This window comes from Pseudarthrobacter cremeus (assembly GCF_051857465.1).
Lineage (GTDB): Bacteria > Actinomycetota > Actinomycetes > Actinomycetales > Micrococcaceae > Arthrobacter.
In genome coordinates this window covers 138,663-151,740 of the sequence record NZ_JBPZHC010000009.1, presented here as the reverse complement: position 1 = coordinate 151,740, position 13,078 = coordinate 138,663, and the positions used below count along the sequence as shown (strand labels likewise).

13 protein-coding genes are annotated in these 13,078 nt (G+C 66.3%); 1 reads left to right on the top strand and 12 read right to left on the bottom strand.

Annotated elements, in window-relative coordinates; all coding sequences use genetic code 11:
* Positions 1-3: 3 nt before the first annotated feature.
* The 6 genes from ACS5PJ_RS16790 to dxr all read right to left on the bottom strand — a co-directional run bounded on the left by ACS5PJ_RS16790 (position 4) and on the right by dxr (position 5,093).
* Positions 4-297, bottom strand: a complete 294-nt coding sequence (locus tag ACS5PJ_RS16790; RefSeq protein WP_439436004.1) for a YciI family protein — start codon at positions 295-297, stop codon at positions 4-6.
* Between the two features lie 135 nt (positions 298-432).
* Positions 433-957, bottom strand: coding sequence for a hypothetical protein (locus ACS5PJ_RS16785; protein WP_439436003.1), 525 nt, complete (start codon positions 955-957; stop codon positions 433-435).
* Complete coding sequence (locus ACS5PJ_RS16780; RefSeq protein WP_439436002.1) at positions 954-1,619, bottom strand: MarR family transcriptional regulator; 666 nt, start codon at positions 1,617-1,619, stop codon at positions 954-956. Before ACS5PJ_RS16780 ends, ACS5PJ_RS16785 begins: the two co-directional genes overlap by 4 nt.
* Before the next feature lie 130 nt (positions 1,620-1,749).
* A complete protein-coding gene (locus ACS5PJ_RS16775; protein WP_439436001.1) occupies positions 1,750-2,451 on the bottom strand; it encodes a hypothetical protein in 702 nt (233 codons plus the stop codon).
* Between the two features lie 107 nt (positions 2,452-2,558).
* Complete coding sequence (locus ACS5PJ_RS16770; protein WP_439436000.1) at positions 2,559-3,890, bottom strand: M50 family metallopeptidase; 1,332 nt, start codon at positions 3,888-3,890, stop codon at positions 2,559-2,561.
* A gap of 18 nt (positions 3,891-3,908) precedes the next feature.
* A complete protein-coding gene (dxr, locus tag ACS5PJ_RS16765) occupies positions 3,909-5,093 on the bottom strand; it encodes a 1-deoxy-D-xylulose-5-phosphate reductoisomerase (protein ID WP_439435999.1) in 1,185 nt (394 codons plus the stop codon).
* Positions 5,094-5,179: 86 nt separating this feature from the next.
* Between dxr and ACS5PJ_RS16760 the strand changes: the two genes are divergently transcribed.
* Positions 5,180-6,652 (top strand): lipase maturation factor family protein, encoded by a 1,473-nt coding sequence (locus tag ACS5PJ_RS16760; protein ID WP_439436056.1) that lies wholly within the window; start codon positions 5,180-5,182, stop codon positions 6,650-6,652.
* Between the two features lie 17 nt (positions 6,653-6,669).
* Here ACS5PJ_RS16760 and ACS5PJ_RS16755 read toward each other — a convergent pair whose 3' ends face one another.
* The 6 genes from ACS5PJ_RS16755 to ACS5PJ_RS16730 all read right to left on the bottom strand — a co-directional run bounded on the left by ACS5PJ_RS16755 (position 6,670) and on the right by ACS5PJ_RS16730 (position 13,072).
* Entirely contained in the window at positions 6,670-7,509 is an 840-nt protein-coding gene (locus ACS5PJ_RS16755; RefSeq protein WP_439435998.1) for an HpcH/HpaI aldolase/citrate lyase family protein, read from the bottom strand.
* Positions 7,506-8,030, bottom strand: coding sequence for a MaoC family dehydratase (locus ACS5PJ_RS16750; RefSeq protein WP_439435997.1), 525 nt, complete (start codon positions 8,028-8,030; stop codon positions 7,506-7,508). Before ACS5PJ_RS16750 ends, ACS5PJ_RS16755 begins: the two co-directional genes overlap by 4 nt.
* Positions 8,027-8,794: a CoA transferase subunit B gene (locus ACS5PJ_RS16745; RefSeq protein WP_439435996.1), complete on the bottom strand. Its 768-nt coding sequence runs from the start codon at positions 8,792-8,794 to the stop codon at positions 8,027-8,029. Before ACS5PJ_RS16745 ends, ACS5PJ_RS16750 begins: the two co-directional genes overlap by 4 nt.
* A gap of 2 nt (positions 8,795-8,796) precedes the next feature.
* Positions 8,797-9,591, bottom strand: a complete 795-nt coding sequence (locus ACS5PJ_RS16740) for a CoA transferase subunit A (RefSeq protein ID WP_439435995.1) — start codon at positions 9,589-9,591, stop codon at positions 8,797-8,799.
* Positions 9,592-9,668: 77 nt separating this feature from the next.
* Positions 9,669-10,844, bottom strand: coding sequence for an acyl-CoA dehydrogenase family protein (locus ACS5PJ_RS16735; protein WP_439435994.1), 1,176 nt, complete (start codon positions 10,842-10,844; stop codon positions 9,669-9,671).
* Between the two features lie 2 nt (positions 10,845-10,846).
* Entirely contained in the window at positions 10,847-13,072 is a 2,226-nt protein-coding gene (locus tag ACS5PJ_RS16730; protein WP_439435993.1) for an acetyl/propionyl/methylcrotonyl-CoA carboxylase subunit alpha, read from the bottom strand.
* Between the last annotated feature and the right edge of the window lie 6 nt (positions 13,073-13,078).

Below are 13,078 nucleotides of genomic sequence, written 5' to 3'. Positions count from 1 at the left end.
GAATCAGGACGCGTGCGCTGCCAGGATGCCGATCACGGGAGTCCATTCTGTACTGCGGATACCGGCGATGGTTCCCGCGACGGCGAAGGGGTCCTGTTTCAGGAGGTCGTTCAGTGCGGCTTCGTCCTGGACCTTGAAGATCAGCAGGGCGCCTGCGCCGTCACCGTAGGGTCCGCTGGTCAGGAGCCGGCCGTCCTCCGCGAGACCGGCAAGCCAGCCGCGGTGGGCAGGGCGGTGTTCATCGCGGGTGGCGGAGGAATCTGCGGCGTACACGTACTCAACGGCAAAAACAGTCATAAGGACACCCTATCCCCCGGCGTGGCCTGTCGCCGATCCGGCGGGCAGGGTCCGCTCCACAGCCGGCCCCTCAGACCCGGAAGCGCAGACCCGGCTCAGTTCAGCGCAGCCCAGTTCAGCCCAGCTCAGCCCAGCTCAGCTCAGGAAGAAGACCTTGGCGATCGCCGCCGTCCCCGCAGCCCACAGCATCGAAGTGAGCGTCCCGATGATGAACCGTTCCGCCGCCACGGGGGTTTCCTTCAGTTCGGCGAACCTGCCCAGGCCTTTGACAGCCACAATGTAGGCAATGGCCACCGGCTGTCCGGCCAGGATGGCCAGGCAGACTCCGAGGCGCTCGAGGACGCCGATAATTGCGCCGCCCCGCAGGATCCGCTGGGCCGGAATCGGTGGCACCGGGTGGGTAACGTCCGACGTCGGGTGGCTGGCCCCGGTGGTCAGCTCTCCGTCGACGGTTTGTCCCGCCTGGGCCGGCGGGCCCGCCGGAAGAGTGTCCACTGTGACGTCGGCGGACGGGTCCTGGACTGACGCGTCCTGTTCCGTCTTCCCGGCGGCGTCGGCCTTGTCATCGATGGTCCTGGCGAGCCGGAACACCAGTGCCGTCACGGGCCACCCCGCGAATCCGGCCACAATCAGGGCAATGGTGATCCAGAGTGCGTTCACCGGTCTCCTTCAATCTGGGAACGAGCGTAGTCCAGCAGCATGGCTGCAGCAGGCCTGGCAGCCCATTCTTCCGGCCAACCGGATCTGAGCACTGCACGGCTCACCGATTGCTCAGTTATCCCGAGGTCGCGGGCCACTTGTTTCTGGCTGCCGTGCCTTCCCTCACCGGTTTGGAGCTCCCGGAGCCGATCGACCACCCGCCATTGGGCCTCTGTCCGCTGCTGCACGACGCGTCCGATCAGGCGAAGCACTGCCTGGGCATTTGCACTTGCCATGGATCCTTCCTTGGCTGCGGGAGGAACCTCCCGGCCACGGCCCATACTGCCGGACACCACTGACAATGGGACCTGGCCTGCCGCGCCCTTTGCCAGTTCCACGGCCTTTCGAGCCGCCACAAAGCCGCTTCCGGATCCTTCACGCGGGCTTGCGCCGGTCATCAGCTGCACGGTACCGATCCCGATCCCGACGTACCAGCGCCCGCTGCGGAGCGCGTGCAAAGCGATCTCGACCACCTCTGCGGCGTCTTCGAGGACTCCCTGGAGTTCATCACCCACGGAACGCTCAAAGGGCGCGTGTGTGAGCGTGCCCAGCTCGGCAATCAGGTCCGGGACCCGATCGATATCGCCGGTGCTGCCCCGCTGATCGATGGTCAGAACGTACATGGGACAACCGTATGCGGCTGATAAGAAATATTCAATCGAAAACAGCTGATTATCTGATATCAGCCGGAAAAGGCTGAATAGTGGGAATCAGCCGGTACGAGGCAGCACCTGTGCGCAGAGCCAGGCCGAGTCAGGCCGGACCCGTCGTCGTAACGTTCGGCGCTGCAGCACGGTGCCTTGATGCGCTCCAGGCAATCCATCCGCCTGCCACAGCCATGAGCACGGCCCCGGCAGACTGGGTTGGCAGGCTGGCACCTGTTGTCGCCTGCCCCAGGACGACACCCAGCACGAAGAACAGCACGGTGCCTGCAGCCCAGAGTGCCCCCGCCCAGCGCGGCAGGAGGCGGGAACGCCAGACCGCGATCCCCAGGAGCACGTTGCCGACTAACGCCAGCAGGAGGCCGAGCAGGAACGCCCCGTTCATGGAGCCGGGAAACTCCAGCTGCATCACGTCCCGGTTTCCGGCCAGGTAGGCCTTGCCAATGGCGGGGCTGGCGAACGTGGAGATGACCGCCGGCACGAGCAGCAGCGCCGTTCCGGCAGCAGTGGTGACCATTCCCGCCAGCGCGAGGCCGCCCGCACGGCTGTTGGCCAGGCAACAGCCCAGGGCGAAGACACCAAGGAGGGTCAGGATCGTGCCTGCAGTGCCGCCATACAGGTGGCTGAACTGGTAGGAGTCGGTACTGACAAAGCGCGCCCAGGTTTCCGGGTCCTTCGCCTGGTCCGGCTGCGGTTCCAGAGTTGCCCAGGCTGTGACCAGCCAGGACAGAGCCAGCGCCCACAGCCCTGCCTGGATCCAGCGGCTGACGATCTGCGGGTTCGACGCGCGCATGTTTCAGGTTAATTCCGGGCCGGATCACGCCAACAGGGCCAAAAGACTCGCCGCACTGCCGCGAAGCTGGACTGCACGGTTTTAGGCAAGCACTCCCCCGAAGCCGCTCAGCCGAACAGGTTCACCGGCTTGACGATGTCGGCGTAGATCAGCAAAGCACTCATGCCCATCAGCAGGGCGGCCACCACATAGGTCACAGGCAGCAATTTGGCGATGTCGAAGGCACCCGGGTCCGGCTTGCCGAACAGCTTGGCCACCCGCCGCCGGGCCCCTTCATAGAGCGCACCGGCCACATGGCCGCCGTCGAGCGGGAGCAGCGGGATGAGGTTGAAGACCGCGAGCGCAAAGTTCAGTCCGGCCAGCAGCCCCACCAGCGCACCCAGCCTGGACTGGAGGGGCACCTCTTCCATGGCGGCCACCTCACCGGCAACCCGCCCAACACCCACCACGCTGATGGGCCCGTTGGGGTCACGCTCTTCCTCGCTGAAGGCCGCCTTGGCGACGCCCACCACCCGGGCAGGCAGGTTGAACACCACACCGGCCACCTGCCTGATGTTTTCCCCCGCCATGGGCAGGACGGACGACGCCGGCTGGGGAACCAGCTCGGTCTGCGCGCCAATGCCCAGGAAGCCCACGTCCTGGTACAGGAGTGTCCCGGCGGCGTCCTTGGCCTGGCGCCCGTCAACGCCGACGACGGGCCGCGCGGACAGCACCGGCGTCACCGTGGTGGTGACCGGGGCGCCGTCGCGTTGGACCGTGATGCTCACTTCCCTGCCGGCGGATGCACGGATCCACTCGGTCAGCTGGTCCCAGCCGGTGACCGTCTTTCCATCAAACGAGGTGACTACGTCCTTGGGCAGGAGTCCGGCCGCTGCCGCCGGGGTCAGCCGGCAATCGGGGGAATCCGGGTCGACTGTCTGGCCGGCCGCGACCTGGCACTTGGAGACGTCGGAGATGGTGGTGGTGGCAGTGGCCACGCCGAAGCCCATCAGCAGGACCGCTGTGAGCGCCACACCGATCAGCAGGTTCATCGCAGGGCCACCCAGCATCACGATGACTTTTTTCCACACAGGCAGCCGGTAGAACACCCGGTTGCTGTCCTCGGGGCCTACCTCCTCGTGGGCCATGGAGCGGGCTTCGGTGGCCAGGGTCTGGAACATGCCGGTGCTGGAGGGCCGGACCGTTCCGTCGTCCTTGTTCGGCGGGTACATGCCGATCATGGACACGTAGCCGCCCAGCGGGATCGCTTTGACTCCGTATTCGGTTTCACCCTTCCGTTTCGACCAGAGGGTGGGGCCGAAGCCGATCATGTACTTGGTGACACGCACCTTGAACAGCTTCGCCGGCACCAGGTGCCCCACTTCGTGAAGCGCGATGGACACGGCGATGCCGATCGCCACGAAGACGACGCCGAGGATAAAGAGGATGACGGGACTCATGCGTGGATCTGCTGCTTCCTAGAGACTGCTGACTGCTAAACGTTCGTGGGCGCGCTCCCGTGCCCATTTTTCAGCATCCAGTACCGACTCCAGTGTCAGCCCGGAAGAACCTGAATGTTCGCTGAGGACGGCATCGATGGTGTCCACGATCTCTGTGAACCGGATGCGCCCTGCGTGGAAGGCCGTGACCGCTTCCTCATTCGCCGCGTTGAAGACGGCCGGAAAGGTACTCCCCTGCTTGGCTGCGTCCTTGGCCAGCGCCACTGCCGGGAAGGCTGCCGAGTCCAAAGGCTCGAAGGTCCAGCTGGTGGCTTTGGTCCAGTCGCAGGCTGCGGCGGCCTTGGGAACCCTGTCCGGCCAGCCCAGCCCTAAGGCAATGGGCAGGCGCATGTCCGGCGGCGACGCCTGGGCAATGACTGACCCGTCAATGAACTGGACCATCGAGTGCACCACTGACTGCGGGTGGACCACAACCTCGATCCGGTCCAGGGGCACATCGAACAGCAGATGGGCTTCAATGAGCTCAAGGCCCTTGTTGACCAGCGTGGCCGAATTCGTGGTGACCATCAGACCCATGTCCCAGGTGGGGTGCGCCAGCGCTTCCTGAGGGGACACATCGTGGAGCTGTTCCCTCGTCCGGCCGCGGAAGGGGCCGCCTGAGGCGGTCAGAATGAGCTTTTCCACCTCGGCGGCGGAACCGGAACGCAGGCACTGCGCAATGGCCGAGTGCTCGGAGTCCACCGGAACGATCTGGCCAGCCCGGGCGGCAGCCTTGACCAGCTCGCCGCCGACGATCAGCGATTCCTTGTTGGCCAGGGCCAGCGTTGCCCCTGACTTCAACGCCGCAAGGGTGGGTGCCAGTCCGATGGAACCGGTGATGCCGTTCAGGACCACATCGGCGTCCACCGCTGCGATCCGGGCCGAAGCGTCCGGGCCGGAAATGATCTCTGGCTTGTACCCGTGCCGCCCGGCGCTCCTCGCCGCCTCAGCGATCAGGGCTTCGAGCTGCCGTGGATCCCCGGCAGCGATTCCCACCACGCTGACCCCGGTGTGGACGGCCTGCCTGGCCAGGAGCCCGAGGTTGCCGCCGCCTGCGCTCAGTGCCACCACCTCGAAAAGGTGCGGGGCGCCGTCGACGACGTCAATCGCCTGGGTGCCTATGGAACCCGTGGACCCTAGAAGGACGATTCTGCGTGGCTGCATGGCTTAAGTATCCCGCACAGGAGATGGCGTTCCGATCCGGCGGCCGGATCTGGAGCCCGGGCAGGCGTGGGCGTAACGTGGAGTGCGTGGACTGGGTTTCCTGGTTCGATGCTCCGGAGTACGGATTCGCCCGGAATGTGCTGCAGCGAGGCGTGGCGTCGTTGTACTTTGTTGCGTTCCTGTCCACCCTGAACCAGTTTCCGGCACTCCTGGGCGAGCGCGGGCTGCTCCCTGTTCCCGACTACCTGGAGGGCTTCAGTGCACGGCGCCGGCCCACGCTCTTCCGGTGGCGCTATTCGGACCGGCTGCTGCGCCTGGTCTGCGTTGCCGGCCTCGGCGTTTCCGCCCTCCTGGTTGCCGGGGTCCCCCAGCTGGGACCGCCCTGGGTTCCGCTGATCGCGTTCCTGTCCTTGTGGCTGCTGTACATGTCGATCGTGAATGTTGGCCAGACTTTTTACGGTTTCGGCTGGGAGATGCTGCTTCTGGAGGCCGGCTTCACGGTGGCGTTCCTGGGCTCGGACCAGACTGAGCCGCCCCGGACCATCCTGATCCTGGTTGCGTGGCTGGTGTTCCGTCTGGAGTTCGGCGCCGGGATGATCAAGATCCGCGGCGGCCGGGAATGGCGGGACCTGACTGCCCTCTACTACCACCACGAGACCCAGCCGATGCCCGGTCCCTTGAGCCGGCAGGCGCACCTGCTGCCCAAGCCCTTCCACCGGCTGGAGGTGGTGGGCAACCACTTTGCCCAGCTGGTGGTGCCGTTCTTCCTCTTCGCGCCGCAGCCTGTGGCCAGCGCCGCCGCGGGCATCATCATCTTCACGCAGCTGTGGCTCGTGGGCAGCGGCAACTTCGCCTGGCTGAACTGGATAGCCATCGTGCTGGCATTCTCCGCGGTGAGCGACCAGGCGGCCCATGCGGTGCTGCCCTTCCTGCCGCTGGACTGGCATCCGCTCGAGGGCAGCCGTGGAAATCCGCCGTACTGGCTGGCGGTCACCCTGCTGGCGACCCTGCTGCTGGTGGTCCTGAGCTACTGGCCGGTCCGCAACCTGTTTTCCAAGCGGCAGCTGATGAATGCGAGCTTCAACCGCTGGCAGCTTGTCAACACGTACGGCGCTTTCGGGACGGTGACCAAACAACGCATCGAGATCGTGGTGGAAGGCACCCTGGACGAGGATCCCGATGAAACCGCCGACTGGAGGGAGTACGGGTTCAAGGGAAAGCCCGGCGATGTGCGCCGGCTGCCCCGCCAGTGGGCGCCTTACCACCTGAGGCTGGACTGGCTCATGTGGTTCCTGCCGCTCCGGACGGTGCACGAGGAGTGGTTCTATGCCTTCCTCGCCAAGCTCCTTGAGGCGGACCCGCGGATGCTGCGGCTGCTGCGCAGCGACCCGTTCGACGGCGCACCGCCGCATTGGGTGCGTGCCCGCAGCTACCTTTACCGTTTTGCCACGCGGGCCGAGTTCCGGGAGACCGGTGAGCGGTGGGTCAGGACTCCGCTTTATGAGGCGATTCCACCGCTGTCCCTCCGCCGGACGCCGGGACGCCGGCCTGCACGCTAGCTGTGGATCCCGGCGGGCTAGCTATGGATCCCGGCCCTGCGGATGGTGGCCTCCGCGTGCTTGAGGATGGGCCCGTCGATCATCTTGCCGTTGAACTGGAAGACGCCGGAACCCGCTGACGCCGCGGCTTTGAGCAGCTCGGTTGCGGCCGCGATGTCGGCCTCCGTCGGAGCATAGGCCCCCCGGACAGCCGCTGCCTGGGTGGGGTGGATGCAGGCCTTGGAGCCGAACCCGGAGGCGACGGCGTCTGCGGCTTCCACAGCCAGTCCCTCAAGGTCCGGGATGTTGATGTACACCGCGTCAACGGCTGCCTTTCCGAACGCCCTCGCTGCGATGAGGACGGCGGACCGGGCGTGCAGGGCGACAGCGCGGTAGCCGCCGTCGTCCTTCCTGCTGGACGTGCCGCCGAGTGATGCCACCAGGTCCTCGGCGCCCCACATCAGGCCAACGACGTTGGGAGCGGCAGCGATGGCGGGGGCGTTGAGGATCCCGACAGCTGTCTCACACAGTGCAATGACGTGGAATCCGCTGAGTGCTTTGAGCTGGTCCGCGCTCTCCGCTTTGGCCAGCATTACCGTCTTGTACGGTGTGTGGGCCAGGCAGTGCAGGTCCTTCTCGAACTCCTCCGTGCCCGCCGGATTGATCCTGATGATGGTGCGGCTGGGATCGAGTTCCGGCCCTTCGCCCGCAGCCCCGAGCTGGGCGAGGATGGCGCCGCGGGCCCGCTGTTTGTCCGCGGGCGCCACGGCATCTTCGAGGTCGAGAATGACTGCGTCCGCCCGTTCCGAAGCTTTTTGGTACCGCTCGGGGCGGTCGGCCGGGCAGAACAGCAGGGCAGGACCCATCACGAAAGTCATACAGCCATTGTCCCCTTTTGGCTCCCGGATTGCTGCCCGGATTGTGCCTGTTGGGTCCACATGAGGCACGTGCGGGTGGCCAGTGCCACCACGGTGCCGTCCTGGTTCCGGCCCGTGTGCTGCATGGTCACAAGCCCCTGGCCGGGACGGGACGCTGACAGGCGTTTCTGCGTAATGACGGTCTCCGTGTAGAGCGTGTCACCGTGGTACAGCGGGTGCGGGAAGGAAACGTCTGTGAGGCCCAGCTGGGCGACGATGGTGCCCTGGGTCAGTTGGGTGACGGACTGCCCCACCATGGTGGACAGCGTGAACATGGAGTTGACCAGCCTCTGGCCAAACGGCTGCCCGGCGCTCCAGGCGGCGTCGAGATGCAGGGCCTGGGTGTTCATGGTCAGGGTGGTGAACAGGACGTTGTCCGCCTCCGTCACCGTCCGTCCGGGCCGGTGGGCATAGAGCACGCCCTCCTCGAGTTCCTCGAAGTAGAGTCCGCGTTGTTCGACGATGCGCTGGCTGCCGGTCATACGGTGAGTTCCTGGTCTTCCTCGAAAAGCTCGGCGCCGGTGGCGGCTGCCACGTCCTCCACGGACACGTTGGGGGCCAGTTCGCGCAGCACCAGCCGGGACGATCCTGCGTCGCGCACCACGTCGATGACGGCGAGGTCCGTAATGATCCTGTCCACGCAGGCTTTGCCGGTCAGCGGCAGCGAGCACTGCTCCACGATCTTGGGCTTGCCGTTGCGGTCCACGTGTTCCATCATCACGATCACCTTCTTGGCACCGAAGACCAGGTCCATGGCACCGCCCATGCCCTTGACCATCTTGCCGGGGATCATCCAGTTGGCCAGGTCCCCGTTGGCGGCCACTTCCATGGCGCCGAGGACCGCCACGTCCACGTGGCCGCCCCGGATCATGCCGAAGGACGAAGCGGAATCGAAGAATGCGGCACCCTTGTTGACCGTGACGGTTTCCTTTCCGGCGTTGATGAGGTCGGGATCCACCTGGTCCTCTTCCGGGTAGGGCCCGACGCCGAGGATCCCGTTCTCCGAGTGGAGCACCACTTCCACGCCTTCGGGGATGTAGTTGGGGATGAGGGTGGGCATGCCGATCCCCAGGTTGACGTATTGGCCGTTGCTGAGTTCCTGCGCCACCCGCGCGGCCAGTTCGTTGCGGGTCCAGCCTTTGGTCTCGGGATTGATGCCTTCGGGATGCCCGACGGCGGCGGGCCGGTATTCATGACGGACGGCTTCAGGACGGGGCGGGGCTCCCTGCGGGCTGGTGGACTCCATGGCTACGCTCCTGCCTGTTCTGTTGCCTTCTCGGATCCGGAGGCCCGCGTGAGAGCCACAGTCCGCTTTTCAATCCGTTTCTCGCCGGCAGGGACCACCACGACGCGCTGGACGAAGATGCCCGGCGTGTGGACATGTTCCGGGTCCAGCTCCCCCGGCTCAACGAGTTCCTCGACTTCGGCGATGGTGATCCGCCCCGCCATGGCGCACAGCGGATTGAAGTTCATGGCCGTTGCATGGAAGACCAGGTTGCCGTGGCGGTCGCCCTTCCACGCGTGGACCAGGCCAAAGTCGGGCGTCAGCGACTCTTCGAGCACGTAGTCGACCCCGTTGAAGGGCCGCACCTCCTTGGCCGCTGAGGCGATGGCGATGCCGCCCTCGGCGTCGTACTTCTGTGGCAGGCCGCCGTCGGAGACCTGGGTGCCCACGCCCGCCTTGGTGTAGAAGGCCGGGATCCCGGCGCCGCCCGCCCGGAGCTTCTCGGCGAGTGTGCCCTGCGGGGTCAGCACCACCTCCAGCTCACCCGAAAGGTACTGACGGGCGAACTCCTTGTTCTCACCCACATAGGAACTGATGGTCCGCCGGATCCTGCCGTCCCGGAGCAGGACTCCCAGTCCCCAGTCGTCGACGCCGCAGTTGTTGCTGACGGTCTCCAGGTCCTTGGTGCCGTGCCGGTGCAGGGCGTCGATCAGGGCGACCGGTATGCCGCAGAGGCCGAACCCTCCCACCGCGAGCGACGCGCCGTCGGGAATATCCGCGATGGCTTCCTCAGCGCTGGCAACAACCTTGTTAATCATCAGTGATCCTTTCAGGGCGGCTACAGTGCGAGGTCCTACGGTCCGGGTTGCTGCAGTCCGGGTTATTGCAGTCCGGGTTACAGTCCGAGTTCGCGGGCGATGAGCATCAGCTGGACCTCCGTGGTGCCCTCCCCCACTTCAAGGATCTTGGAGTCGCGGTAGTGGCGTGCCACGGTGAATTCGTTGATGAAGCCATAGCCGCCGAATACCTGGGTGGCATCCCGCGCGTTGTCCATGGCCGCCTCGCCTGCGACCATCTTAGCGATGGCCGCCTGCGTCTTGAACGGCTTGCCGGCCAGCATTCTGGCGGCAGCATCGTAGTAGGCCAGGCGGGAGGTGTGCGCGCGTGCCTGCATGCGGGCAATCTTGAACGCGATGGCCTGGTGCTTGCCGATGTTCTGGCCGAAGGCTCTGCGTTCCTTGGCGTATTTCACCGAGAGATCCACGCAGCCCTGGGCGGCCCCGGTGGCAAGGGCTGCGATGGCAATCCGGCCCTCGTCCAGGATCGAGAGGAAGTTGGCGTAGCCGCGTCCCTCCTCGCCGAGCAGGTTCTCCTCCGGCACGCGGACATCCTTCAGCGTCAGCGGGTGGGTGTCCGAGGCATTCCAGCCCACCTTGTTGTAGGCCTTCTCGGCCTTGAAGCCCGGCGTGCCGGTGGGCACCAGGATGGTTGAGATCTCCTTCTTGAGGCTGCCGTCCGGGCGCTCTTCCTGGCCCGTCACGGCGGTGACCGTGACCAGGCGGGTGATGTCGGTGCCGGAGTTGGTGATGAACTCCTTGTTGCCGTTGATCACCCACTCTGTCTTGTCTCCGACGGTCTCGCGCCGGGCGTGGGTCTTGGTGCCGCCGGCGTCCGAGCCTGCTTCCGGCTCCGTGAGGCCGAAGCCGGCGAGCGCCTGGCCAGAGGCCAGCATCGGCAGCCATTCCTCCTTCTGCGCATCCGTGCCGAACCGGTAAATGGGCATGGCCCCGAGCGAGACTCCGGCTTCAAGCGTGATGGCTACTGACTGGTCCACCCTCCCCAGCTGTTCGAGGGCGAGAGCCAGGGCGAAGTAGTCCCCGCCCATCCCCCCGTGCTCTTCCGGAAACGGCAGCCCGAACAGGCCCATGTCCGCCATCTGCTTGACCACTTCGTAGGGGAAGCTGTGTTCCTCGTCGTGCTTGGCCGAGACCGGGGCCACCACCGAGTCCGCAAAGTCGCGGACCGTATCGCTGAGGTCCTGGTACTCCTCGCTGAGTTCAAAATCTGCCATGGCTAGGGCTCCTGGATCGGTTCTTGGCGTGTTTCGTGAATGGTGGCCAGGACCTGGTCGAGCTTGACCAGGTCGCCGGCCTTGGCGCTGATGTGGACGGTACCGGCCACCTCGGCGCTCAGTTGGTGTTCCATCTTCATGGCTTCCACGGAGAGGAGCAGTTGGCCGGCCGTGACGGTGTCGCCGTCGCTGACGGCCACGGACACCACCGTGCCCGGCATGGGCGAACGGACCTCGGGGTCCGCGGCGCCTTCCTCGCGGTGGATGGCAGCCAGGACCCTGGTGAGCCGGGTCTCCCTCGTCAGGACCTCCAGCCGGCAGGACCAGCCCTCGTTGCCGAGGAACAGTCCCGTGGGCCGGGCAGGGGCCGGGTTATCCCATGCGGGCCTGACCGGGCCGGTGTAAACCGGCGCGAACGAATAGGTCACGGCTTTCCCGTCGAGGCTCAACACGGCTTGTCTTCGCGAAATGAACTCCAGTGACGCCTGCCGCTCGGCCCCGTTGTCCACTGTGACCCGGACGGGCCCGTCAACAATCCGTCCTCCGGACACCCGCACCGTTGCGACGCCGCCGTCGGGGGTTCCCAGGCTGATCCGCCGTGGTGCCGATGGGCCGAGCCGCCAGCCTTTCCTGTTCCGCCACGGTCCGGGCGGGGCAGGTGTGTTGTCCTGTTCCTCCCGCTCGAGGGCGTACAGGGCCGCCGCCACCAGCTCGGTTTCGGCCAGCCGGCGGAAGGCGAGCTCCGGCAGCTTGCGTTCGATCAGTCCCGTATCGAGGTGCCCGGCGCGGACATCGGGGTCGTTGATCAGCAGCCGCAGGTATTCGACGTTGGTCTCGATGCCCAGGGCGGTATACCCGGCGAGCGCCTCGTCAAGCGTGTCAAGCGCCGCGGTGCGGTCCGCACCCCAGGCTATGACCTTGGAGATCATGGGGTCGTAGTTCGAGGAGAGCTCCAGCCCGTCGATCAGGGAAGAGTCGACCCTGACGCGGCCCCTGCCCGTTTCAACTTCCGCCCGGGCCGGGGCACCGGGGCGCTGGGCGGGGCCGGGAAGCTCGTCCAGCAGGAGAACGGTCCCGGAGGAGGGCAGGAAGTTCCGTTCCGGGATCTCCGCATAGACACGCGCTTCCACTGCGTGCCCCTGGAGTACGACGTCGGACTGGGCGACGGTGAGGACCCCGCCGGCGGCGATGCGCACCTGCCATTGGACAAGATCAACACCGGTGACCATTTCGGTGACCGGGTGCTCCACCTGGAGGCGGGTATTCATCTCCATGAAGAAGAACTCGTCCGGGGCTTCGTCGGAGACCAGGAACTCCACGGTCCCCGCCCCGCTGTAGTGGACACTGCGCGCTGCCTGGCAGGCTGCCTCGCCGATCCGGGCCCGGGTGGCTCCGCCGTCGTGCAAGGAATCCAGCAGCGGCGAGGGCGCTTCCTCAATGACCTTCTGGTGGCGGCGCTGCAGCGAGCATTCACGCTCGCCCAGGTGGATGACGTTGCCGTGGTTGTCAGCCAGGACCTGGACCTCGATGTGCCGGGGCGCGCGCACCAGCCGTTCAAGGAAGAGGGTGTCGTCGCCGAAGGCACCCGCTGCCACCCTGCGGGCGGTTGCCAAGGTGGTTTCGAGCTCCTCGGGACGCTCCACGATGTGCATGCCCTTCCCGCCGCCGCCGGCGGACGGCTTGATGAGCAGCGGGAACCCGACGCCGGGCGCGGCGTCCATGAGCTCGGCGTCCGTCATGCCCGGCCGGGCAACGCCGGGCACCACGGGAACCCCGTACCCTGCCACGTGGTTCTTCGACCGGATTTTGTCACCCATGATGTTCAGCGACTCGACGCCGGGGCCGATGAACGTGATGCCGGCCTGCTCCAGCGCGCGGGCGAACTCGACGTTCTCGCTGAGGAAGCCGTAGCCGGGGTGGACCGCCTCGGCACCGGTGTCGCGGCAGGCCTGGATGATGGCGGCGATCTTCAGATAGCTTTCGGTTGCAGCTGCAGGCCCGATCCGGACAGCCACGTCCGCCTCGCGCACATGCCTGGCACCGGCGTCGGCGTCGCTGTAGACCGCCACCGACCGGATCCCGAGCGAGCGCAGGGAGCGGATCACGCGGCAGGCAATTTCGCCGCGGTTGGCCACGAGTACCGTACCGAAGAGGTGCTCCGGCGCCGTGCGGTCCGGCACCGTATCGGCAGGGGCGGGTGAAGGAGTGGCTGGGAGGGGGAAAGTCACGGCTGG